Genomic DNA, 24,481 nt, shown 5'->3' on the forward strand with positions numbered 1-24,481 from the left:
CGCTGTGAGGCGTTGAGCTAACCAATACTAATTGCCCGTGAGGCTTGACCATATAACACCCAAGCAATTTGTATGCTTCGAGCTGAAAAGCGAAAGAGCACCAGATTGCGGTGTGTGAAGACGAAACGAACCGAAAGTTCGAATCTCACAAACACCGAAAGCTATCACATACCCAATTTGCTGAAGCGAGGCCATCTGGTCACGACTCAGTACCCGAATTTCTTGACGACCATAGAGCATTGGAACCACCTGATCCCATCCCGAACTCAGCAGTGAAACGATGCATCGCCGATGGTAGTGTGGGGTTTCCCCATGTGAGAGTAGGTCATCGTCAAGATTAAATTCCAGAACCCCTGATTGCTAACGCAATCAGGGGTTTTGTTTTGGGCGGTCGAAAACTCACAGCGATGCTGTTTAAAATCCTTTCTCCCTGATCAACCCGATCAGCGCCCTTAATCCCGCTGGCACATGACGTCTTCCTGGATAATAGAGGCGCAGACGGTCAAAAGATGGCGTCCACTCCTCCAGCACACGCACTAACGTCCCCTTCGCTAAATCAGCCGCGGCATTCCATTCCGTAAGGTAGGTTAGGCCCAGCCCCGCCCTGGCAGCCTCAAGCATCAGGCTAGGATTATCCAAGGTCAAAGCCCCCTGTACCTCAATAGCAAGCGCTTCGCCATGACGCTCAAACTCCCAGTGATAGATCGCACCGCCAGGCATTCGGCTACGAATACATTGATGGACCTTCAGATCCATTGGGCTGACGGGGACGGGGTTGCTGACAAAATAGTCCGGGCTGCCCAATACCGCAAAACGCTGGACTGGGCTGATATCGACCGCGATCATGTCTTGAGGAACGGTGTCACCTAGACGAATTCCTGCATCAAATCCCTGGGCAACGATGTCTACCAATCGCCCTTCAGTGACGATATCCAGTTTCATCCGCGGATAACGCCGCAGATACTCCAGCAGCAGCGGCATCACCTGCTTTGCGGCACCCGCTGAGGTATTCAGGCGCAAGGTGCCGCTCGGCTCCGCACTGCGATTTCCCGCCTGTTCCAGCGCAGTGCGAATGCTCAACAGTGCCGGAGTAATCGTCTCGACAAACTCTGCACCCACTTCAGATAACGACACACTGCGGGTTGTGCGATTGAACAGCCTCACCCCCATCCGCGCTTCGAGCCCTGCAATAGAGTGGCTCAGCGCCGAGGTCGATACATTTAATTCAGTCGCCGCGGCACGAAAACTTCGATGTCGCGCCACTGCCAATACGGCTTCCAGTTCATTCAGTCCGGATGTATTCATTGTCCTGAATCACTCATCAACTCATGCAGATTTGCACGGCTTATCAGCTCAATCATAGTGACTTACCGTAGGACGCACTAGCTCAGTGTCCCGGAGGACCTATGCAATACATCAATCGGATTTACATCAACGGCGCCTTTGTGACACCTCATGGCGAAGAGCGTTTTGATCTGTTCAATCCGGCTACAGGCCAGAGTATTGGCCAGGTTCGATTGGCAAATGAACAAGATGCTCTGGATGCCATCGCAGCCGCCAAGCGAGCTTTTACCGAGTTCTCCCACAGCTCGAAAGGTATACGCATCGACTATCTCAAACGCATGCACGCCGCCGTTGAAGCCATTGAGGACGAACTCATCAGCGGGATTATCGAAGAGTACGGAGCCCCGGTTTCTCGTGCGCGATGGATGGCCAAGCACGCGGCCAGCGTCCTGCAGGATGCCGCTTCGGTACTGGAGAACTATAACTTCTCCCGACGTATCGGCATTGCCGAGGTGGTCATGCAGCCGTTGGGTGTGGCCGGCTTGATCACGCCCTGGAACAGCAACGCCGGTTTTATCTGCGGCAAGCTCGCTGCAGCGCTGGCCGCCGGCTGTACCGCTGTGATCAAACCCAGTGAAATGAGCGCAATCCAGACCTCCATCGTCACCCGTGCACTCCATGAAGCGGGGCTGCCCGCGGGCGTTTTCAATATCGTCACCGGCCGTGGCGAAACCGTAGGCGCCGTGTTGAGCGCCCATCCCGACATCGCAAAAGTCTCCTTCACCGGCTCAACGGCTGTCGGCAAAATGATCCTGCGTACCGGCTCTGAGACCTTGAAGCGCGTCACTCTGGAACTGGGCGGCAAATCACCGGTGCTGATTCTCGATGATGCGGATCTCAAGACCGCCGTGCCCATGGCTCTCCAGGCCGGCTTCATGAACAGTGGCCAGGCGTGCATCGCCGGCACACGAATCCTGGTACCTGAAAGCTGCCTGGCTGAAATCGAAACGCTGATGGTCGAGGAGGTTGCCAAAGTACAAGCGGGCAACCCTAGTGATCCAGCCACCACCGTCGGCCCCATGGTCAGCCATAAACAGTGGGAGCGGGTGCAGCGCTACATTCAGATAGGGATTGAGGAGGGCGCTCATTTATTGGCAGGAGGCCCCGGTTTGCCTGAAGGCATCACGGCTGGCTGGTTCGTAAGACCCACCGTATTCAGCCGCGTGACCAATCGAATGACCATCGCCCGCGAAGAGATTTTCGGCCCGGTGCTATCGATCATTACCTACGCGACCGAGGAGGAGGCACTGACCATAGCCAACGACACCCCCTACGGCCTTCAGGCGTACATCCTGTCCTCAAATCCCGAACGCGCCCGCAGGCTGGCCAGCCATATCGATGCCGGCCGAGTCCTGATCAATACCCTCGCCCATGAGCCACTTGCACCGTTTGGCGGTTTCAAACAATCGGGTATTGGCCGCGAGTACGGCACATTTGGCCTGGAAGCCTTCCTGGAGCCTAAGTCCATCCTAAGCTGATTGCTCAGCATGAAAACGTATGAATAAAGTCAACGTCCCAAACCAAAGTGCATGAACAGCCCCTATAAGCACACCGTTCAGGGAATTCGATGCAAAGTGTTTCCGCATTTTTGGTATGGTGCAGCACATTTTCACAGGGACTGATTATTCTCCGCAGGAAGCGGCGTCGACCTTATTTCAACGAGATGCTGTAGAAATGCCTGAACCGATACCGATCAAGGACCACGAAAAAGAAAACCGCCTGGTCAACAAGCGGCTGCTGGCCTGTGCGCTGCTGGTCATCGGCATCACCTGTGCCCTGGTAGGCCGGATGTACTTCCTGCAGGTGGTGCAGTACGACTACCACTCCACCATTTCCGAAAACAATCGCGTCCACGTCCTACCGATTACACCGACGCGCGGCCTGATCTATGACCGCAATGGTGTAGTACTTGCCGACAACCGGCCCAGCTATAACCTGACCATCACCCGCGAACGCACGACCGATCTCAAGGGTGAGCTGGACGCCATCGTCAGCCTCCTGCATTTGCCTGCCGAGGACCGTGGCGTATTTGATAAAGCGCTCAAGCAAGCGCGTCATCCCTTCGTACCCGTCACGCTGTTCTACGAGCTGACCGAAGAACAGATCGCCGTGCTGGCCGTCAACGAATTCCGTCTGCCTGGCGTGGATGTCGAGCCGCAATTTGTTCGCCATTACCCGTTGGGGGCGCACTTTGCTCACTCCATTGGCTACGTAGGCCGGATCAACGAAAAAGAATCCAAGGCCCTCGACTCGGTGGAATACCGGGGCACGCAGTCCATCGGTAAAACCGGGATCGAACGTTTCTACGAGTCCGAGCTGCATGGCCACGTCGGCTATGAAGAAGTTGAAACCAACGCTCAGGGCCGCGTACTGCGGGTGCTCAAGCACACCGATCCGATCCCCGGCAAAAACATCGTTCTGAGCCTGGACGTCAAACTTCAGGAAGCTGCCGAAGAAGCCCTCGGCGACCGTCGCGGTTCTGTGGTCGCTCTCGACCCGGCAACCGGTGAAGTCCTGGCGATGGTCAGCAAGCCAAGCTTTGACCCGAACCTGTTCGTCACCGGTATCAGCTTCAAGGAGTACGCAGCGCTTCACGATTCCCTCGATCGCCCGCTGTTCAACCGCGTGCTGCGCGGGCTCTACGCACCGGGCTCGACGATCAAGCCGGAAGTGGCCATCGCCGGCCTCGACAGTGGTGTGGTCACCGCCCAGACCCGCGTGTTCGACCCCGGTTACTACCAACTCCCGGATTTCGACCACAAATACCGCAACTGGAACCACAGTGGCGATGGCTGGGTGGACATGGACGCAGCGATCATGCGCTCCAACGACACCTACTTCTACGACCTGGCCCACAAGCTGGGTATCGACCGCCTGCACGACTACCTGGCTGAATTCGGCCTTGGCCAGAAAGTCTCCCTCGACATGTTCGAAGAGTCGGCCGGCTTGATGCCTTCCCAGGCCTGGAAGCGCGCTACCCGGCGCCAACCGTGGTTCCCGGGTGAAACCGTGATCCTCGGCATCGGCCAGGGCTACATGCAGGTCACCCCGCTGCAACTGGCCCAGGCCACTGCGCTGATCGCCAACAAAGGCGTGTGGAACCGACCGCACCTGGCCAAGACCATCAACGGCGTGCCGCCAGTGGATGAAAACCCGATGCCCAACGTCGTGCTCAAAGACCCGCGCGACTGGGAGCAGGTCAACCACGGTATGCAACTGGTCATGCATGACCCACGAGGTATCGCCCGGGCGGCTGCAGCCGGTGCGCAATACCGGATTGCCGGCAAGAGTGGTACCGCGCAGGTGGTGGCGATTAAGCAGGGCGAGCGTTACAACCGTCTCAAGACCCTGGAACGCAACCGCGACAACGCTTTGTTCGTCGGATTCGCCCCGGCGGAGCACCCGCGGATCGTGATTTCGGTAATGATCGAGAACGGTGAGGCCGGTGGCCGAGTGGCGGGGCCGGTGGTGCGGCAGATCATGGATGCCTGGCTGCTTGACCAGGATGGCCACTTGAAGCCGCAATACGCGACGCCAAGCAAGGCGCCGGGTGATCCCCACGTCTGAGGTCTTCAGGGCATGACGCTGTTCATGCCTTATACCTTCTCAAAGGTTGCGCATTGGTCGATGTCGCCTACTGTCAATGCAGGAGGTGTCTCATGCACGAATCAAATGAAATCAAACGTAAAGTCCTGCTCAACGCGCCACGTCAACGGGTCTGGGATGCACTGACCGACGCCGAGCAATTCGGCAACTGGTTTGGCATCGCCCTCAAGGGCAAGCAGTTTGCCGCAGGGCGGGTCATTGAGGCCCCGATCACTTATCCAGGTTACGAGCACGTGGTGTGGAAGGCGAAAATAGAGCGCCTTGAGCCACAAGCGCGGTTCTCATTCAGCTGGCATCCTTACGCCGTAGACAAGGATGTGGATTACGACACGGAAACCCCAACCCTGGTGGAGTTCACCCTCGAGGATCACGCCGAAGGCATCTTGTTGCGGGTGATGGAGTCAGGTTTTGACGCAATCCCGGGCGCTCGCCGCCAGAAGGCCTACAAGAAGAACTCCCGAGGCTGGGACGATCAGATGAACAATATCGAAGAGTACCTGGCGAAATCCCATCAGCCTTGAGTCCAGTGGCGAGTCCGCGATTCGCACATTCGCCACGGCGACTGAACGGCTACTTGATTACCACCGGATTCACCGGCGCGCCACTGCCCCCGACACTCTTCAAAGGGGCGGCAGCAGGGCGACCTTGAAGTGCTGCTCCAGCAGCGACAGGCGTCGGCTGGCGGTAGAGAGGGAGAGATGGGACTGCTCGGCCGCCCGGGACAGGTTGCCCAGCTTGACCGCCTTGAGGAACAGCTCGATGGAAGTGAGGTCGGGCGACATGCCGGGGTCCTTGTGCGCAGTGGGTGAAAAACTACGCAGTTGTGACCCCGGTGTCCAACCCGGATCAGAAGTCGATGCTGGCCGACAACTTGGCCACGCGCGGGTCGCCTTGAGTCAGGTAACCGCCGAGGGCCGATTCCCAGTACTTGGTATTGGCGACGTTTTCCACGGTGGCGCCGAGGGTGACGTCACGCTGGTTCACCTTGAAGGTGTAGCGGGCGCCCACGTCAAAGCGGTTCCAGGCGGGCAGGCTGAGGTTGTTGGCCGCGTCGGCATATTGGCCGCCGGTGCGCAGCATCCGACCGTTCACCGTCACGCCTTGCAGGCCCGCTACATCCCAGTCCACGCCGGCATTCAGCTGGAAGGTGGGTACGCCGATGGCGCGGTTGCCGTCGTTCGCGCCGTTCTGGGTGCCGTTGACTTCGGTGTGGATGATGGTCGCACCGCCCAACAGGCGCAGCCCTGCGATAGGCTCGCCGAACACGTTAAGCTCCACGCCTTTGTTGACTTGCTCGCCCTGGCGAACATAGGTGGCGCTTAAACCGTCGGCGCTGAGTTGTGAGTAGCCATCGGTGGGTTGCTCAATGCGATACACACCCAGGGTTGCACCGTAGGTGCCCATGTCGACCTTGACCCCGGCTTCGGTCTGTTTCGAGCGCGCCGGGGCATAGGCTTGGCCGGCGTTGGTGATGGGGGCATTGCCGGCGGTCTGAGGTGCGGTCGGGCCCTGGGCCAAGCCTTCAATATGGTTGGCATAGAACGACACATGGTCCCACGGCTTGAACACCAGGCCGTACACCGGTGTGGTGATCGACTTGTCGTAATCGGCGGTGCGAGTGCCCGTACCGTAGGCAAAGCCCTGAACCACCAGTTCCTGGCGGCGCAAACCGGCGGTCACCAGCAAGCGATCATCCATGAAACCCAGGGTGTCCGAGACCGCTGCACTGCGAGCGAAGGTCTTGGCGGTGATGCCTGGGTCGTTCAGGTCGCCGCCCACGAAACTGCCCTTGACCGGTTCGGCAACGTCCACCGGGTTATAGATATTGCTGGCGTGGCCGTTGAGGTCGAAGTCATAGGCGTTGCGCGTCTGGGCCCAGATCCCGGTCAACCCGACGTTCAGCTTGTGGCTGACAGCGCCGGTCTGGAATTTGCCGTTCAAGCCTGCCATCAGGCTGGTGTTGTCTTCCTGGTGGGCGATGCGTGAGCCGCTGACGGTGGCATTGCCCAGGGTGTCATTCAACGTGACCGAGGAGTAACGGCCAATCTCGTTGGTGTGCTTGGCGCCGCCGGCGACATAAGCAGTCCAGTTGTCGTTGAGGTCATACTCAGCGCGCAACATGCCGAAGGTGTCTTCCAGGCTGCTGGTGCCCCAGCTCGGCGCGTAGTTGGTGTCGGCCGAAGGCGCGTCGGGGATATGGGTCAGGTTCTTGCCCAGCAGCACGGTGTTGCGACCGCCATTGATCTGCTGTTTCGAGTAGACAAAATCCCCCGACAAACGCAGTGCATCGCCGCGATAATCCAGGCCAACCGCAAACAGCTTCGAGCGCTGGCTCTCGTCGTCGATCCCGGTATCACCCTCACGCTGGGAGATGTTTACCCGCGCGCCAAAACGATTGTCTTCACCAAAGCGCTGGCCGATATCCAGGTGCTCGCCGACCCGGCCATCGCTGCTGATATCGGTGCTGAAGCGGCGCAACGGCACATCATCGGCGCGCTTGGGTTGCAGGTTCACACCGCCGCCAATCCCGGAGCCGCCGGGCGTCACGCCGTTGATAAAGGCGTTGGGGCCCTTGAACACTTCAACCCGTTCCAAAGCGTCGGTGGACATGATCTGGCGCGGCAGGATGCCGTACAAACCGTTGAACGAAATGTCGTCGCCATTCAGCGGCAGGCCACGAATCACAAAGGCCTGGGCCTGGTTGGCATAACCCGATGCCTGGCGTACGGACGAATCGTTGAGCAGCACATCACCGACGTTTTCGGCCTGCTGGTCACGAATCAATTTTTCGGTATAGGACGACATGCTGAAGGGCACGTCCATGATGTCCTGGTTGCCCAGCACGCCCAGTTGCCCGCCACGGGCGACCTGGCCGCCAGTGTATACCGGGGGCAGGGCATTGCGCGTCGGTGCGTCGGCGCTGATGGTGGTAGCACCCAATTCCAGAGCCTTGCCGTCCTGACTGGTGTTCGCATCCTGCGTGGTTTCTGGAGTGGCGGCGTGAGCGGTGAGGCTCAGGGAGCAGCAAAGGGCGAGCAGGGTAGGACGAAACGGCACTGCAAAACGGGCGGAGGTGGGCATGATCGATCCTGACGGCGAACCGTCACTGTGAGGAAAAGGGCAACAACGTTGCGCGTCCTCACTGCGCGAATACGACTCCGGTGCGAATGATAGTAATTGTCATTAATGTTCTGCAACAAGTTTGTGAGATTGTTGTCTGCGTGTTCGTAGGCGATTTCGGTTAAATCGCCGCGCCTTGTCACAGGCCGAGTAGAATCGCGCCCTGAATGCGATTCTTGAGGTGCGGCAAGGTGGATTTACAGCAGGGGTTTGTCTTGACCCGGCATTGGCGCGACACCCCGGCGGGCACGGAGGTCAGTTTCTGGCTGGCCACCGATCAGGGCCCAAGGTGTGTCCGCTTGCCGGTGCAGACTTCCGTGATGTTCATCCCCCAGGCCCATCGCAAGCCCGCCGAGTTGCAGCTCAAGGGCGAGCGCGGTATCGAGTTGCGCGACCTGGCGCTGTGCGACTTTCACCATCGGCCGGTGCTGGGTCTCTACACCCAACAACATCGCCAATTGATGGACCTGGAAAAGCGCCTGCGCAAAGCCGGCATCGACGTCTACGAAGGTGATGTGCGCCCACCCGATCGCTACATGATGGAACGCTTCATCACCGCGCCGGTGTGGTTTGGCGGTACGGCGGGCGAGGGCAGCATGCTGGTGGAGGCGCAGATGAAACCCGCGCCGGATTATCGCCCGCCCCTCAAGTTGGTGTCGCTGGACATCGAGACCACCGCCCAGGGCGATCTGTATTCCATCGCCCTGGAGGGTTGCGGCGAGCGCCAGGTATACATGCTCGGCCCGCCCAACAAGACCGATGCGGTGGACTTCAAGCTCGAGTACTGCGACACCCGCGCCGAACTCCTCGAACGCCTGAACCTGTGGCTCGCCACCCATGACCCCGACGCGATCATCGGCTGGAACCTGGTGCAGTTCGACCTGCGCGTGCTGCACGAACATGCGCAGCGCCTGAACGTGCCGCTGCTGCTGGGCCGTGGTGGCGATGCCATGGGCTGGCGCGAACACGGCAGCCGCAATCACTACTTCGCGGCGGCGGCCGGGCGGTTGATCATCGACGGCATCGAAGCCTTGCGCTCGGCCACCTGGAGTTTCGAATCCTTCAGCCTGGAAAACGTCGCCCAGACCCTGCTCGGCGAAGGTAAATCGATCTCCACCCCGTACCAGCGCATGGACGAAATCAACCGCATGTTCGCCGAGGACAAGCCCGCACTGGCGCGCTACAACCTCAAGGACTGCGAGCTGGTGACGCGGATTTTCGAGAAGACCGAGTTGCTGAAATTCCTCCTCGAACGAGCCAGCGTCACTGGCTTGCCGGCGGACCGCAACGGTGGTTCGGTGGCGGCGTTCACCCACCTGTACATGCCGCTGATGCACCGCCAGGGTTTCGTCGCGCCGAACCTGGGGGACAAACCACCCCAGGCCAGCCCCGGCGGGTTTGTCATGGATTCACGCCCGGGCCTCTACGAATCGGTGCTGGTGCTCGACTACAAAAGCCTCTACCCGTCGATCATCCGCAGCTTTCTGATCGACCCGGTGGGTCTGATCGAAGGCCTGCGTCACCCCGAAGACAGCGAGTCAGTGGAAGGCTTTCGCGGGGCGCGGTTTTCCCGCACCCGGCATTGCCTGCCGTCGATTGTCGCGCGGGTTTCCGAAGGCCGCGAAGTGGCCAAGCGCGAACACAATGCGCCGCTGTCACAGGCACTGAAGATCATCATGAACGCCTTCTACGGCGTACTCGGTTCCAGCGGTTGCCGCTTCTTCGACACGCGACTGGCATCGTCCATCACCTTGCGCGGCCACCAGATCATGCGCCAGACCCGCGAACTGGTCGAAGCCCGGGGTTATGACGTGATCTACGGCGACACCGACTCCACCTTCGTCTGGCTCGGCAGCGCCCACTCCCAGGAAGACGCCACGCGCATTGGCCTGGACCTGGTGCAGCACGTCAACACTTGGTGGCGCGAACGCCTGCAGAGTGAGTTCGGCCTGCAAAGCGCCCTGGAACTGCAATACGAAACCCACTTCAGCCGCTTCCTGATGCCAACCATTCGCGGCGCGGAAGAGGGCAGCAAGAAGCGCTACGCCGGTCTGGTCACCCGTGCCGACGGCAGCGAAGAAATGATCTACAAAGGTCTGGAAACCGTGCGCAGCGACTGGTCGCCCCTGGCCCGGCAATTCCAGCAGGAGCTCTACCGGCGGATCTTCCATCGCCAGCCTCACCAGGATTACGTGCGCGACTATGTGCGCCGCACCCTGAGTGGCGAATTCGACGAATTGCTGATCTACCGCAAACGCCTGCGCCGGCAATTGGGTGACTACGAACGCAACGTGCCGCCCCACGTGCGTGCCGCGCGGCTGGCCGACGAATACAACGACCACCAGGGTCGCCCGCGCCAGTACCAGAACGGTGGCTGGATCAGCTACGTGATCAGCGTCAACGGCCCCGAACCACTGGAAGTGCGCCAGGCACCAATCGACTATGACCACTACGTCACTCGGCAGCTGCAACCGGTGGCTGATGCAATCCTGCCGTTTGTAAATGACGACTTCGGCACCTTGGTGGGTGGTCAGATGGGCTTGTTCTAAAACGGCTTGCCTTGCAGTGGCGAGAGCCTGCAATCTTGGCCACTGACGACCACCAGACGGCGCAGCGCTCCCATGACTGAAATCACCCTGACCGGCACCACGGTCGAACTCCGCCCCCTGCAACGCGAACACTCGGCCGCCTTGGTACAGGCCGCCGCCGACGGGCAACTGTGGAATCTCAAGGTGACCAACGTGCCGGGTCCCGACACCGTCGAAAAGTACGTGGACATCGCCCTGGCCGGGCGTGAGGCGGGCACCATGATCCCGTTTGTCATCGTGCGCCGCGACACTGGCGAGATCGTTGGCAGCACACGGTTCTGGAAGGTTGACCGGGTCAACCGCAAGCTGGAGATCGGCCACACGTTTATCAGCCAGTCGGTGCAGAAATCCGGAGTTAACACCGAGGCCAAGCTGCTGCTGCTCACCCATGCGTTTGAAGTCATGGACTGTGTGCGGGTGCAATTCACGACGGATGAACTGAATGAAAAGTCCCGGGCCGCGATCCTGCGCCTCGGCGCGGTACAGGAAGGGATCGTGCGCCACGAGCGCATCATGCCCGATGGCCGCAAGCGCAACTCGGTGCGCTTCAGCATCATTGATCCGGAATGGCCGCAGGTGAAGGCGGAGTTGCTGGCCAGGCTGGTCCGCTAGGGCTTGTGGCTCAGCTCTTCCACCAGCTCATCCATCCGGTCGGCAATTTTCGGTGTGGTCGACAACACGAACCCTTTCTGCGTGCCCACATAGGTCTCGACGATATACAGCGTGTCGCCCACATCCAGTCCCAATTCCTGCAAGGCTTCGTCTGGCAGGCGAATGGCGCCGTCGCCGTCCCAGTCTTCGATCGTGACGCGTTTACTGTGCATGATAGTTTCCCGTTGAACGATTGAACGGCCTAGCCTAACACCTCAACCCACTGCCAGGAGGCTCAGCACTGTGTACACCCTTTACGGAACCCAAGGCACCGGCTCGTGCATCATCGAAATCGCCCTGCAGCGTTGCGGTGTCGAATGGCGCCAGGTCGACGCCTGCTCTTGGGAAGACAGCGCGGGCAGCGAGGCCCTGGTGCAGATCAATCCGCTCAAACAAATCCCCACCCTGCAACGGCCGGACGGCAGCGTGTTGACCGAAAGCGCGGCGATCCTGATTCACCTGGGCCTGCAATTTCCCGCCTCAGGGTTGCTACCCGAGGAGCCCGCCCAGGTCATTCGCGGCCTGGTGTACATCGCCGCGAACTGTTATTCGGCGATTGGCATCATCGACTATCCGGAACGCTGGACTGACAGCGCCGATGCGCAGCAGCATGAACAGTTGATCAGTGGCACCCGTCGCCGCCTGCATGGGGCCTGGGAGATGTTTGCCGATCAATTTGCCGACCAGTTGGTTACCTCGCAACAGGTTCCCAATGCGCTGGGCATCATGGCTGCGGCGGTGTCGCGATGGGCGGGAGGACGTGAGGCGATACAACAGTCTCGGCCAGAGTTTTCCCGGGGGCTGGCGCAGGTGGATGTCGACCCCACCGTGGCGTCGGTATTTGCCCGGCATTGGCCGCTGTAAGCCTTCGCAATCAGAAGAAACAATGAGCCCTGAGGTGGCTAAACGCCTTGCGTCGCGGGCGTCCTGACCTACGCTTTCTGAAGCCGGCGTAGGAATCATCCTTGAATTTGACTGTCGCAGACATGAAACTCAAGATCCCTGCATGGAATTCAAAGGAGGTGTGCATGCTCATCCGGTCGCTGACCCTGGCTACCTTGATGGCTTTTACGGGGCCGCTGCTGGCCGCGGATGATCTCAATCCGCTCAAGCAGGACCTGGGCAAGTCACGCCCGTTGGTGGTGGTGGAACTCGACTCCGGCAACCCGACGTTGGCCACCCTCAAGAAACAGTTGGAAGAGCCTGCCAACAAGCAGTCCTTTGAAGAGCGCAATATGGTGCTCTACACCGTGTCCTTCGGCAGCATCGGTGCTGAAGGCGAGAAGTTCGCCAAGGACGCGAAGGACAACAAGAAGCTCGCACCGCCTGAAACCAACGCGCTGATCCGGGCACTCAAGTTGGGCGCCGGCAGTGGCACCAAAGTGATTCTGATGGGCAAGGACGGCGAGAAAAAACTTGAGAAGACCGTGCCGCCGGATACCCTCAACCTTGCAGACTTCTTCACCGCGATTGACCAGATGCCCCAGGCTGAGAAGGACCTTGCCGCCCCGGCCGAGCCTGAGCCCGCGGCCCCGGCGCCTGGCAAACCTGGCGCCAAGGCTGGCAAGAACACCAAGCATCCAGCACCTCAACCGGCACTGGATGATTGAACCCCCGCAGGAGCCGGCCAGCAGGCCTGGGGTTTACGCCCCAGGCTTCTCCCCAGCCACCACCGCCTTCTTGCGCACCGGGAACGGGAAGTAGAAGAAGCGCAAGAACGCCACCCGCTTGATTACCTCGCCGATCATCAACGGCACCACCACCGCGATCACCAGCCCGATGCTCGCCGACAACAGCGGGTGCAACCCCAGCCGCTCCATCAAGTCCACGGTCTTGTGCTGAATCTCCCCGTGGAAGATCAACAGAATCAGCGTCGACTGCCCGATGTACGTCATCGCCCGCGTCAGCAGCCCCGAAACCATCATCACCCCGGCCAGCGCCCAGCACACATACACGCCGATCACCGCCAACAAACTGGTCCATAGCCAGTGGTCATAACGCCGCTGTGCCAGGTCCATGGTGTCCCAGCTGTAGATGAACACCACCGCAAACAACGCCATGGCCCCCAGTAGCGTCAACAACGAGCTCTGGTGGCGGCGCAGCACGTCCCGCAGCAGATAACCAAAGATGAAATAGGTGCTGCTGATCAACGTCACATCAATGCTGAACGGCAGCCCCGGCATCGTCCAGGTCTGTCCGCCGACGGTCACCGGCACCTGCCAGAACCACGGCAGGGTCCAGATCCCGAGCATCAGTTGCAAGGTGATCACCACACAGCTCATGGCCAGCGACAGGCCCAGGCGCTGCATCAGCCGCAGCATCACCCAGCCGAACAGGATCGCCACCCAAAAGTGCGGCAGGAACCACAGCGCCTGCCATGGAATGGTGTCCACCGAGGCATACAGCACGCCGCCGATGTCCGGCAGCAGTGCCTGACCGCGCAGCAGGTCGCGGATCAGGATGTACACCAGCATGGTGAAGAAGAACGGTTTGAGCAGTGCATCGGCCTTGCGCACCGCCATCTCGACAAAGGGTTGTTCAGGCTTGAAGAACACCCCGGAGAGAAAGAAGAACAACGGCAGGATAAACACCGCCAGCAGCGGGTACAGCAAGTCCAGGGAACTGGCGACAAACCAGCTGTGCCCGAACACAATGATCAGGATGCCAATGCCCTTGGCAATATCCATTTGAATCCAGCGTTTTTTCACCTGACTGCTCCCACTCTATAAATCTGCCTTGCGCCACGGCTTGAGCCACAGGCCCATGCCCAGCAACACCACGGCCCCAGCCAGGGTGCTCAACCCCAACTGCAGCCAAATACCTTGAACCCGAAACAACACCAGCGCCGCCACGCCCATCACCAGTCCACTCAGCAACCAGTGCCGCTTCCAGGGCAGGGTGCCGAGCAAGCCCTGGCGCTGCATCAGCAGCAATGCGGTGCACAGCACCCCGGCGAGGGCGGCCAGCGGAATGCCCGCCAGGCCAAACACAAACGGCAGCACACCCAGCAGCAACACGTTCACCAGGCTGCCCAGCAACTCGCAACGCAGCGGCTGGCGTGTGTCGCCGGCGGCATAGGCATAACGGGCCAACAGGGCATTCCAGGCGCCGAACACCAGCGGCACGGCAAACCAGGCCAACAGCAGTGGCAACGGCGAATCCACTGACTGCTTGGGCAGCAGCAACGCCACCAGGCTCGGCGCCGCCGCCACCAGGCCGACGCCGGCGGGCAGGGTCAGCAGGCTGGCGGTTTCCAGGCCGCGCTTGAGCAGGGCCAGGCGCTCGTTGCCCTGGCGCCGGCTCATCATGCCCAGCAGCACCTGGTTGAGGCTCATCAACGCAATCAGTGGCAAGTTCATCAACTTGCGGGCCAGGTTGACCCAGGTCACCGCGCCTTCACCCAGCAAGGACGCCACCAACCGTTCAATCAATGCCAGGCCCTGGCTGGCGCCATTGCTCAGCAACAGAGGCCCGATGCGCCCGCCCAGCTCCCGCAGTTCCAGGGTCGAAGCCCGCAGCCGCCACGGCCGCCAGCCCAGGCGCAACATCGACGGCAACAGCGCCAGGGGCATCAGCAAACTACCCGTGAGGCAGGCCAACGCCAGCGAGTGCGGTTGCGTGGCGGTGCCGGCGAGGGCGAGGTAGGTCACGGGCGGCAGGTTGAACAGCAACGAGCCGAGCCCCGCGACCACAAAGCGCTCGTTGGCCTGTAACGGAATACTGAACAGCGCATGCAGCATCAGCCCCGGCACGCTCCAGGCAAGGATCTGCAGGTTGCTGCTGGCGAGGCTGGTGGCCGTTGCCGCCAGACCCGGGCCGAGCAGTTGCACCAGCCACGGCGCCAGCAGCGTCAACAGCAGGCTGGTCAGCAGGGCAATCAGCAGCAGCGCGGGGAACAGCACCGCCAGCCAGTCCAGGCGCTCGCCGTCCTTGCGTTGCAGGTACAGCGGCAGGGCGGCGGCGCTCAGCACGCCACCGGCCAGGGACATGCGCAACGCTTCCGGCAAAAACAGCGCGATCAGAAACGCATCGCTGCGTTCGCCAGCACCCCAGGCCGCCACCAGCAACCACTCACGGGCAAAGCCGAGGCACAGCCCCAGCAGGGTCGCCAGGGTCAACCAAAACGCCGATCCGAGCATGCCTAGGGCCCGACGCTATCGAGCACAGGCTTGCGATGCGTCACGGTCTTGACCTTTGGCAGACGCGCCGGAAACAACCGCCGCGCCTCCAGCACGTTGATCCCCACCATCAGCCAGAACAACGCAATCATCACCAGGGCGAAGCTGAAGTAGTGGTCAAAAAAGCCGCTGACCAGCGCCGACAGGATCCCCGCCGTGCTGCCCAGCCAGATCGCGTTGTCCTTGGTCAGGCGGATCGGGCCGAGCTCCGGCCGGGACTCGCGCCACCAGCGCCAGGTCACGGCGATAAACAGCAGCATGCTGATCACGCCGGTCTTGTAGACAAAGTTCAGCCACAGATTGGAAATCCCCAGCAGGTGCGTGCCCGGCACTGGAGGGTCAACCTTGAAGCCAATGCCCAGCGGGTAGCTGGCCACGGCCTGAGGGAACATCCGGTATTCGTCAAAGCGCACTTCGGTACTCGCGTTCTGGGCCGAAAAGATCGTCGCCAGGCGTTCCTGCAGCGGTGGATACGACACCACCAGCGCCGCCGCCAATGCCAGGCCGATCATCAGTAAGCGCCCGGTATACGGGACCCGACGCGACGCCATCCAGATCAGTACCAGCGCCAGGCTGACCATCGCGCCCCGGCTACTGGCCAACAGCAAGGCCGCCGCGCCCAGGCAGGCAACGCCCAGGCCGAGCCCGCGTTTCCAGCCGGTATTGGTGATGCCGTAGCAAAACGCCAACGGCAGCAGCAAGGCCATGATCCCGCCGGTGGCGTTGGGGTGCATCCACGGCGAGCCCATCCGCGAGGCCATCGCCCCCAGGCCCAGGGACAGGGTGTCGAGGCTGCCGTAGTTCATCAGGGTCAGGATCGGCAACATGCCCGAGGCCGAGCGCGAGCGGATAAACACGCCGATGGACAACACCAGCATCGCCAGGGTGCCCAGCAATAGCGCGATCACCAGGGCTTCGCGGTTTTTCTGCTCAACCAGCAGCTTGGCGGCAAGGAACAGCACCGACAGGTTCAGCAACCAGCGCAACCAGTTCGCCAGGCCGCTGGCCTCGGCGGTAATGCTCACCTGGCCGACGATAAACGGCACCACGGTGAAGATCATCAGCCACATCAACATCCGGTCGGTGGGGCGCCGTGAGAGCGATGGCACGGCGGGCATGCGCGACAGGAAGCCGTGCCAGATCACCGCCGCCCAGGTCAGGGCGATCAGTGCCTCACTGACCGTACTGCGAATCCCCAGGTTGAGGGTGGAGTAGGGCATGAACGTCGCCACCAGGGCGAACAGCAGCAGTCCCCAGAACGGGAACCGCAGAATCGTCACGGCAGCGGCCAGGCCGATCACCGCCAGTACGGCCTTGGCCGGAGAAAGGAACAGGATCAACCCACCAAACAGCAGGCCGAAGACGATGGCGACGAGGCTACCCAGTGAGATTCTCAATTCAATTCCTCGATCAGTTCGGCCAGGCGCCGACGGTAGGCCTGGTGGTTGAAACGTTCGGCCCAGCTGCGTAACTGTTCAGGTGGTTGTTCGACGGGTTGGTCGGCCAGGTGCAGCATCAATTGCACCAGCGCCGCGCCGTCGGTGGGTGAAAAACGTGGTGCCAGCGGCGGGGTGATTTCATCCAGCGAGGTTCCGCTGGCCACCGCCACCGGGGTGCCGACGCTCAGGGCCTCGATCACCGGCAAGCCAAAGCCTTCCGCGTAGGAAGGCTGCCACAGGCGCGAGGCCTTGCGGTAGAGCCCGTGCAATTCGGCGTCGGAGACGCCGCTCAGCGCGCGTATTCCCGGGTAGGTGCGTTGCGCTTCGGGCAAATGCTCCAGGCTGCCCACCAACACCAGTTCCGGCACGCTGGGGGATTGGCGGCGCGCCTGCTGCCAGGCGTCCACCAGGAATGGCACGTTCTTGCGCAATTCCCGGGTGCCCACCAGCAGCCAGAAACCTTCAGGCAATTGTCGGCCCGAGAGGTCCGCCGGCAGTCCGGCAAAGCCCACCACCTGATTCGGCAACACTCGAATCTTGCTTGCCGCCTTGGGAAACAGCCGCGCGGTTTCATCGGCACTGTACTGCGAAGGCGTCCACACCCGGTCTGCCGTGTGCACCGCATAGGTGATGGACAGGCGATCACTGGCCTTGTAGATCATCGCCTTCAGGCGATTGGCGTGGTAGTTGTCCAGGGTGATCTGAAACAGGTCATGCAGCAGCACCACGGTACGCAGGCCTTTGGGTTTGGGCGGCAGCGGCAGGCCCATATTGAAGGTGCTGATATACACATCAATGTGCTCATCGCGCAGGGCCTTGGGCAAGAAGCCTGCCTCGAAACGCAGGCGCTGATGGGGCTGGTGCATGGCCGTCTTGGCGCAGCCCCAGTCCGGGCAATGGGCATTCAGGCGCAGCTCATCCCCCAGCGGTGCGACGCTGAAGCGCTCAAGCTCGATGCCGGGCATGGCGCGCAGGGCATCTTCCAGGGCGTACACCTGGCGACTGATGCCTGATTGCGGCGAGGTGCCGACGGTACGGTAATCGAGGCCTACGCGCATGCCGGCTCCTTTTGGTTCAGGGGCGACAGTTGGGCGTACACCTGCTCCAACTGGCTGGCAGCGACGCTCCAGTCATGGGCGCGGCGCACATAGGCGCGTCCGGCTTCGCCCATCGGGGCTGCGACTTCAGGCTGTTGCAGCAGGCGCACCACGGCGTCGGCCAGGCTGTCGGCGGTCTGGCCGCCGAGGTAGTCCAGGCCTTCGACCAGGTCCAGGCCAGACACGCCCTGGTCGGTGCTCGCCAGCGGCAGGCCGGCGGCCAGGGCTTCAAGCACCTTGAGCTTGGAACCGCCACCATGGCGCAACGGCGCCAAAAACACCGAGCAGCTCGATTGCAGGGCCAGCAGGTCAGGCACAAAGCCTTGCCATTCGATGCGCCCGTCCTTCCAGCGCTCGCGCCAGCTTTCCGGCATGCCGAAGCCGCAGACGCTCATGCGAGCGTCGGGGCAGCGGGCCCAGACTTTCGGCAGGATTTCATCCAATGCCCATTCGATGGCGTCGACATTGGGCGCGTATTCGTAGTTGCCGAGAAACAGCACGCGGCGGGTCGTCGGGTCGGGTCGGGCGGCGGCGAAGTGCGTGCAATCCACGCCGTTGACCACCACCGGCACAGGTTTGCCGGCGATCTGCGCCAGGGTCTGGGCGTCGGCGTCAGTCACCGCCACGACTTGCGCGGCCTGGCGCATCACTCGACGTTCCCAGCGGCCATAGCGCCATTGATCGTAGCGAATGAACGGCAGCGCCCAGCCCGGCAGGCGGTCGTAAGTCGCGGCGCCGAGGGACGATTCGACATTGTGTTCGGTCAGCACAAACGGCTGGGAGCGACGGGCCAACGCAGCTTCGTAAGGCTGGAAGGCGTAGGTGTGTTCGATCTGCACCACGTCCCAATGCTCGGTCAGCAATTGCTCGAAGGTGTCCTGCAGTTCACCCGAGAGGCCATTCACACTGGCCAGCAACGGGTACGGCGCAAACAGCCCGGCCAGCAGGGTCTTCAGGCTGCGCAGGGGGCGGCGCGGCAGGATGATCACCTGTTCCAGAAAGGCTTCCAGCACCTGGCGATCCGTCAGCGAAACCGCGTGTTTGTCATGCAACAGCAAGGTGATCCGGTGCCCGCGCGCAGCCAGGCTGCGCAGCAAATGAAACTGGCGCGTCTTGCCACCGCTGGTAGCGGGCCAAGGCGAGTAGGGCAGGATCCAGAGGATGCGCATGGGTGGCTTCAATCCCATAACAGAATTTGCAGGTTCGGCTTGACCGGTACGTCCAGTCCACTGGTGCCACTCAAGGGTGTTTCGGTGCCGCGCAAGGGGTCATACAAGGTGGCGGTGGTCATGCCCGGTAAGTGCGCGCTGCCGCCACGGGCCGACCAGAAAAACCACACCTTGCGCCCGTCTGCACGGGTCCAGCCGATGCTGAACAGGCCATCGGGCAACTGGTCAGCGGTGGGTGGATCGCCGGGGGTCAACTTGGGCCCGCTCACCTGCAGGAAATTCTGCAACGCGGTATACGACGGCTTGGGGTTGGCGTCGATGTCGAGCAAGCCATAACTCTGGTCACGCACGCTGGCGCGCTGGTCCAGGTCGCTCAGGGTAAACAGGAAGATCTTGTCGAAATCCAGCGCGCTCATCAGCGCAACGCGGCGCACGATGTAGTCGGCCTGGCCTTGGGTGGTGATGAAGTCCTGCACCTCTTTCGGGCCTTTATAGTTCGACCAGCCCCACTCGGTGCTCCACAGGGTACTCACCCCGGCCGCCCGCAGTTTCTGGTTGAGGGCGCTGGTCTTTTCGACAAAGTCGAGGTTCGACGGGGTGTTGCCTTCGGGCAATTGGGTGTAGGGGTGATAGGACATGACGGTATTGAGGCTCGGCACGCCCAGTTGCAGCAGCCCGTCGAGCATGTTCTGGCCGTTGGGCATTTCGCTGAAAAACGCCATGCCGGCAGCCACCACTGGCTTGTTCGGGTTCACCACCCGCAGCGCGGCTGCGGTGACTTGCAAGAGGTTCGCATAGCCGGCCGGGTCGGCGACGGGGCGCCAGAAACCCAGCAGGTTCGGCTCGTTCCACACCTGCCATGCATCCACGCTGGGGTAACGTTGGGCCAGCAACGCCATGCGGTTGGCGAAGATACTCGGGTCCTTGGGCGGGAACTGGTCCTGATACGGCGAGGAGGCCGGCGCGGTGGTGGCGAACTTCGCCGAACCCACCAGGTAGAACACCGACTTGATCTGGTTCTGCTGCAGCTTGTTCACCAGTTCATCCAGGGGCGCGACGTTGTACTGGTTCTCGGCGGTTTCCAGTTGGTCCCAATGCAGGTCCAGGCGCACCCATTCCAGGCCCAGGGCCTTGAGGCGGTCGATCTGCTTCTGATAACGCTCGGGACTGAACCACAGGAACTGCGCGTTCACCCCCAGAAAATCTTTCCACACGATCTCTTTGTTGCCCTTGAGCACATGGCTCTCGGCATCGGCCGGGCGGCCCCAGAGAAAGGCGGTCAGGCCCAGTGCGGCGACGACCACGAGGGTCGCCAGGTAAGTCCGTTTACGTGCCATGGTTGCCTCCTGCAATGGCTTCACTAAACAGTGTCGCGAACTTCTGCGCCGTCAACGGCCACAGCCGTTCACGGCCAATCGCGGCGGCGCGTGCGGCCCAGTCCCTGGCCATTTGCGGGTTGCGTGCGAGCAGCATCAGTTGCTCGCTCAAGGCGGCGACATCGCCTTGTGGATAGATGGCGCCATTGCCGCTGGCGACTTCCTCGGCGAACGCCCGGGCATCGGAGGTGATTGCGCCGCGCCCGCAGGCGGCGGCCCACGACAATGCACCGCTGGTGCCACGCTGGCGGCCCAGCAGGCCGAGTTTTTTCGATTCGCGATACGGCAGCACCATCACATGGTGCGCCTGGATCGTCTGCGGGATTTCGCTGGCCGGCAAATTCAGCCGCCAGTCGATGGAGCCGGCCAGGCCAAGTTCGGCGATCTGGCTGTTCAACTGCTCCAGATAATTGCCGCCTGCGCCAAACGCCATTTCGGCGGCAGTGCCACCGGCCAGGGTCAGGCGCACACGGTCACGCAATTCGGGGGCTTTTTCGAAGACGGCGGCCAGTGCCTGCAACAGGTCTTCGATGCCTTTGCCACGGTAGATAAAACCAAAATACAGCAGGTGCAGCGTGTCCAGTGGCGGCAAGGCCACGGGCGGGATATCCAGGTTGGCGTGGTTGATCACCGCCACCTTGCCGGCGGGCAATTGCATGCGCGCCGTCAGGCAGTCGGCGCCCAGGCGGGTGAGGGTCACCAGCCGGGTCAGGCCCTGGGCGACGTGACGTTCTTCGCGCAGGGTCAAGGGATCGGCCAGCACCACCGCCGCCTGGGGCAATGGGCTGGGCAAGGATTCCAGCAGGATCAGCGGAAAGGGCAGTTGCTCGCGCCGCCAGACCATACGTTCCGGGTCATGCACCGTAGCGGTCAACGGCAGGGCAGGGTAGGCCTTGCGCAACTCGCGCAGGGCCAGGAACTCCCCCAGCCGTCCACCGCCCAGCTCGGCGTGGACCAGATCAACCCCCTGCCAGTTGAAACCGGCAATGGCTTGCTTGATCGACGCCGTGCTGCCGACCACGCCCGTCAAGGGCGTAGCCACCTCGACGCCCAGTTGCTCCAGTGCCGTCTTGAAGTGGTTCGCGTAATCGGCGATCCCGTTCTTTTCCGGCGGCAGGGGAGCGAGCAGGGCGATGCGCATCAGAACGAACCCCGGTATTTGGCGATGGTTTTCAGCACCTTGACCGGTACCTCGAACTTGCGGCGGTTGATGATGATGCCATCGACCTTGCCGAACGCCGTGGTGAGGATCGACAGGGCGTGTTCCACCACCGGTACCGTGCTTTTTTGCGCTTCCACCACCAGCGCAATCAGGTCGGCACGGCGCAGGTTGATGAACGCATCACGGTTGTCCAGCAGCGCCGAGGCATCCAGCAAGACCACCTGGCCCGGAACCGCCGGCTCAATCCCGCCGACCCGTACCCGCACGCCGTTCTCTTCCAGCAACTGGCGCAACTGCTCGACCACAAAACTCACGCCTTCACCGTGTCGCGCCGAGGTCAGCCCCAGGGTCAGGCCCTGTTCGGCAATACGCTCCAGCGGCAGCAAGCCATACAGGCGATAAATACTCGCGTTGAAGGCGTTGGTGCTTTGCGCGGTACTGGTGTCCAGCTCCGGCAGCGTGGTCCACAGCGGCAGGCCGAATTTGCCTTCCACCAGACCGCCGTCGTGGATCCGCTGATCCAGCAGGTAGCACAGGTAGATCACCAGCAGCCCGACCACGATGGAGAACGGAATCGCCAGTAACAGCATCAGCAGGGTTTTCGGGAAGACGCGCCCAGGGTTGAGGGTGGCTTCTTCGATCACTGCGATGTTACTGATCTGGCTCTTGTCCAGTTCACGGTCGATCCGCGATTTTTCCAGGCTGTCGACATACAGCGCGTAGTTTTTCTCGGTGCCGTTCAGCTCACGGGCCAGGCGCGCCAGTTCCGGCTCAATGGCCAGGGCATCCTTGCGTTGGGCTTCCAGTTCCGTCAGTTGTTTTTGCTGTTGCACCAACTGCGTCCGCAGCGACTGGTTGCGGCTGGTCTCATCCAGCAGTACCCGTTGCAGGTGGATTTCCAGGGTGTTCGGCGCGCGGTTCTCGGAACTTTGCACCGTGTCGCTTTCACCGGCGACCTGGGCCTGCATGGCACGGATCGAAGCGTCCAGGGCTTTGACCGGCGGCGCGTTATCCGTATAGGTACGCATCATGTCGGCTTTTTCCAGGAGCTTCTGGTTCAGCAGGCGACGCAAGTCTTGTTGTTGCGGGTTCAACGCGATCTGGCGAACCGTGGTCACCTCTTTGGGCTGGCCCTTGAGTTGGTCACGGGTGCTCTGCAACGCCACGTCGGAGGAGGCGATCAGCCGAGTGGAGTTGAACACTTCGCCACGCAGTACGTTGATCCGCTCGGACAAGTCTTCCAGGCGATCGGTGATGCTCGACGCGCCGATCTCGTTCAAGTGTGTAAGGATCTGCTCCTTGTAGCTCTTGATCTGGGCAGCGCTGGAAGACACCTGGCCTTCGTAGAACGCGTACAGGCTCTTGCGGCCCAACGCCTGGGTGCGTTCTTCGATGTAGGTTTCCACCCAGTCCTTGACCACCGCCTGGGCGATTTCCGGATCATCCCAGGTGAAGCTGATGTCCATCACCGTGGAGCCAATGGCGTGGGTCACGTCGAAGTTTTTCTCCAGGCTTTTCGCCAGGCGCTCCACCGGGGTGGTTTCTTCGACGATGCCAACGGTTTCCAGCACGACTCGCACACCGTCGAATACTGAGCTGATGCCTTTTTTGACGTACCACTTGGTGCGCTTCCACACGCCTTGCGGCGGTTGCATCTTGTCCATCACGTCCAGGTAATGCTCGGCCACGGCACGCACGATGGGGCGCCCGGTCAGCAGGCGTTCTTCGTCGACAATCGGGTCGCGTTGGGTACTCGGCATGACGATCGGCTGGCGGTTGTCGACCTCGATCGGCATTGTCGAGTCACGCCCCGGTTTTACCAGCAACCGCGCGGTGGATTCATACTTGGCCGGCAGCAGGAACGCCCCCAGCAAAATGATCACCAGCGCGGCAAGCGCCGCGAGTTTGAACTCGTGCTTGAAGATGAAGAACAGACGCAGAAGATCACGAAAAGAACGGATCTCGATCATGGGATGTCGCTCCTTTAGTGGTTCGTGGTGTAGCTGTAGCCCACACCAATGGATTTGGTGAAGGGAATCAGCTGGTTCAGGTAAGTGTCCACGCCTTGGATCCGTTCGCCGACGTTGGACTTGGGTACAAACACCACGTCACCGCGTTGCAGCGCCACGGGCTTGCGGCCCAGAGCGCCGTTCTTCAGGTACTGGCTGAAATCGAGGAAGTAGGCGTGGTAAACGCCTTGTCCGTCTTCACGCAACAGGGCGACCATGCTCGCGTTGCCCACCGAACTCACGCCGCCGGCACCAAGAATCGCCTGCTCCATGGTCGGGGCCGTGGCGATGGAAATAGCCGACGGGTTTAACACCGCGCCGCCGACGATCACCGTGTTACCCGGCGCCTGGTTGATGTTCACCGTCACCCGAGGCTCGCGATACACCGGTGCGAGTTTCTGGCTCAGCTCGGCGGCGACTTCCGCCGGCGTGCGCCGCGCCACCTGGATCGGCCCCAGGAAGGGGTAGTTGATCTTGCCGTCGTTCTGCACGGTGTACAGCGTCAGCTCGTAAATCGTGCTGACGTTGAACGCCGACAGGGTCGGCATTTCCCCGGCATCGCGGACGATCCGCAGCTGGTCGCCGATGCGGATCCGCTCCACGGCCGGCGGCAACTGGGCCATGCGATCGAGGGCCTGCTTGCCCTCGTTCACCGTCTTGCCATCGGGCGCGACGATCCGCGCGGGCGTATTGCAGGCGGCCAATGCCATCATGGCCAGGACGAGCAAGGTTCGTTTCATCA

20 protein-coding genes and 1 rRNA gene are annotated in these 24,481 nt (G+C 61.5%); 8 read left to right on the forward strand and 13 right to left on the reverse strand.

All coding sequences use genetic code 11. The annotated features are described in order from the left end of the window. The first annotated feature begins 221 nt into the window (after positions 1-221). Positions 222-337: ribosomal RNA gene (gene rrf / locus D109_RS0110410) — 5S ribosomal RNA — on the forward strand. 77 nt (positions 338-414) lie between these two features. On the opposite strand, the gene D109_RS0110415 is transcribed toward rrf, so the two are convergent. Next, entirely contained in the window at positions 415-1,305 is an 891-nt protein-coding gene (locus tag D109_RS0110415) for a LysR family transcriptional regulator (protein WP_026077874.1), read from the reverse strand. Positions 1,306-1,406: 101 nt separating this feature from the next. On the opposite strand from D109_RS0110415, the gene D109_RS0110420 reads away from it, so the two are divergent. From D109_RS0110420 to D109_RS0110430, 3 genes are all read left to right on the forward strand, one after another. Next, positions 1,407-2,822, forward strand: a complete 1,416-nt coding sequence (locus D109_RS0110420; protein WP_017476828.1) for an aldehyde dehydrogenase family protein — start codon at positions 1,407-1,409, stop codon at positions 2,820-2,822. Between the two features lie 196 nt (positions 2,823-3,018). Next, positions 3,019-4,911 carry a penicillin-binding protein 2 gene (gene mrdA, locus D109_RS0110425; protein ID WP_017476829.1) on the forward strand — a complete coding sequence of 631 codons (1,893 nt, stop codon included), beginning with the start codon at positions 3,019-3,021 and terminating at the stop codon, positions 4,909-4,911. 92 nt (positions 4,912-5,003) lie between these two features. Beyond that, positions 5,004-5,471, forward strand: a complete 468-nt coding sequence (locus tag D109_RS0110430; RefSeq protein WP_017476830.1) for an SRPBCC family protein — start codon at positions 5,004-5,006, stop codon at positions 5,469-5,471. A gap of 99 nt (positions 5,472-5,570) precedes the next feature. Here the strand turns inward: D109_RS0110430 and D109_RS1000000132740 are convergent, their stop codons facing one another. Then, the gene (locus tag D109_RS1000000132740; protein ID WP_017476831.1) at positions 5,571-5,732 is read right to left on the reverse strand and encodes a LysR family transcriptional regulator; all 162 of its coding nucleotides are present in this window, start codon (positions 5,730-5,732) and stop codon (positions 5,571-5,573) included. A gap of 64 nt (positions 5,733-5,796) precedes the next feature. Continuing rightward, positions 5,797-8,031: a TonB-dependent siderophore receptor gene (locus D109_RS0110440; RefSeq protein WP_017476832.1), complete on the reverse strand. Its 2,235-nt coding sequence runs from the start codon at positions 8,029-8,031 to the stop codon at positions 5,797-5,799. Between the two features lie 230 nt (positions 8,032-8,261). On the opposite strand from D109_RS0110440, the gene D109_RS0110445 reads away from it, so the two are divergent. Continuing rightward, positions 8,262-10,619: a DNA polymerase II gene (locus tag D109_RS0110445; RefSeq protein ID WP_017476833.1), complete on the forward strand. Its 2,358-nt coding sequence runs from the start codon at positions 8,262-8,264 to the stop codon at positions 10,617-10,619. Positions 10,620-10,691: 72 nt separating this feature from the next. Then, on the forward strand, positions 10,692-11,270 hold the full coding sequence (locus D109_RS0110450) for a GNAT family N-acetyltransferase (RefSeq protein WP_017476834.1): 579 nt from the start codon (positions 10,692-10,694) through the stop codon (positions 11,268-11,270). Here the strand turns inward: D109_RS0110450 and D109_RS0110455 are convergent. Further along, positions 11,267-11,482 (reverse strand): AbrB/MazE/SpoVT family DNA-binding domain-containing protein, encoded by a 216-nt coding sequence (locus tag D109_RS0110455; RefSeq protein ID WP_003208231.1) that lies wholly within the window; start codon positions 11,480-11,482, stop codon positions 11,267-11,269. The genes D109_RS0110450 and D109_RS0110455 overlap by 4 nt on opposite strands. 70 nt (positions 11,483-11,552) lie before the next feature. Between D109_RS0110455 and D109_RS0110460 the strand changes: the two genes are divergently transcribed. Both D109_RS0110460 and D109_RS0110465 read left to right on the forward strand, forming a co-directional pair. Next, positions 11,553-12,173 (forward strand): glutathione S-transferase N-terminal domain-containing protein, encoded by a 621-nt coding sequence (locus D109_RS0110460; RefSeq protein WP_017476835.1) that lies wholly within the window; start codon positions 11,553-11,555, stop codon positions 12,171-12,173. Between the two features lie 164 nt (positions 12,174-12,337). Beyond that, positions 12,338-12,919, forward strand: a complete 582-nt coding sequence (locus D109_RS0110465) for a DUF4174 domain-containing protein (RefSeq protein ID WP_017476836.1) — start codon at positions 12,338-12,340, stop codon at positions 12,917-12,919. 33 nt (positions 12,920-12,952) lie between these two features. On the opposite strand, the gene D109_RS0110470 is transcribed toward D109_RS0110465, so the two are convergent. Genes D109_RS0110470 through D109_RS0110510 form a run of 9 tightly spaced genes read right to left on the reverse strand, consistent with a single transcriptional unit; the run spans position 12,953 to position 24,479 of the window. Then, positions 12,953-14,017, reverse strand: a complete 1,065-nt coding sequence (locus D109_RS0110470; protein WP_026077875.1) for an acyltransferase family protein — start codon at positions 14,015-14,017, stop codon at positions 12,953-12,955. 15 nt (positions 14,018-14,032) lie between these two features. Beyond that, on the reverse strand, positions 14,033-15,448 hold the full coding sequence (gene murJ, locus D109_RS0110475; protein ID WP_017476838.1) for a murein biosynthesis integral membrane protein MurJ: 1,416 nt from the start codon (positions 15,446-15,448) through the stop codon (positions 14,033-14,035). A gap of 2 nt (positions 15,449-15,450) precedes the next feature. Then, on the reverse strand, positions 15,451-16,878 hold the full coding sequence (locus D109_RS0110480; protein ID WP_026077876.1) for an O-antigen ligase: 1,428 nt from the start codon (positions 16,876-16,878) through the stop codon (positions 15,451-15,453). Between the two features lie 2 nt (positions 16,879-16,880). After that, positions 16,881-17,984: a glycosyltransferase family 1 protein gene (locus tag D109_RS0110485; protein ID WP_017476840.1), complete on the reverse strand. Its 1,104-nt coding sequence runs from the start codon at positions 17,982-17,984 to the stop codon at positions 16,881-16,883. After that, complete coding sequence (locus D109_RS0110490) at positions 17,975-19,192, reverse strand: glycosyltransferase family 4 protein (RefSeq protein WP_017476841.1); 1,218 nt, start codon at positions 19,190-19,192, stop codon at positions 17,975-17,977. Before D109_RS0110490 ends, D109_RS0110485 begins: the two co-directional genes overlap by 10 nt. An 8-nt stretch (positions 19,193-19,200) precedes the next feature. Then, positions 19,201-20,529 carry a cellulase family glycosylhydrolase gene (locus tag D109_RS0110495; RefSeq protein ID WP_017476842.1) on the reverse strand — a complete coding sequence of 443 codons (1,329 nt, stop codon included), beginning with the start codon at positions 20,527-20,529 and terminating at the stop codon, positions 19,201-19,203. Then, positions 20,519-21,709 (reverse strand): glycosyltransferase, encoded by a 1,191-nt coding sequence (locus tag D109_RS0110500; protein WP_017476843.1) that lies wholly within the window; start codon positions 21,707-21,709, stop codon positions 20,519-20,521. The genes D109_RS0110495 and D109_RS0110500 overlap by 11 nt, the downstream gene beginning before the upstream one ends. After that, on the reverse strand, positions 21,709-23,700 hold the full coding sequence (locus tag D109_RS0110505; RefSeq protein ID WP_017476844.1) for an exopolysaccharide transport family protein: 1,992 nt from the start codon (positions 23,698-23,700) through the stop codon (positions 21,709-21,711). The genes D109_RS0110500 and D109_RS0110505 overlap by 1 nt, the downstream gene beginning before the upstream one ends. Before the next feature lie 14 nt (positions 23,701-23,714). After that, entirely contained in the window at positions 23,715-24,479 is a 765-nt protein-coding gene (locus tag D109_RS0110510) for a polysaccharide biosynthesis/export family protein (RefSeq protein WP_017476845.1), read from the reverse strand. Positions 24,480-24,481: the final 2 nt, after the last annotated feature.

Origin of the sequence: Pseudomonas sp. PAMC 26793, assembly GCF_000313235.1 — a bacterium.
GTDB lineage: Bacteria > Pseudomonadota > Gammaproteobacteria > Pseudomonadales > Pseudomonadaceae > Aquipseudomonas > Aquipseudomonas yamanorum.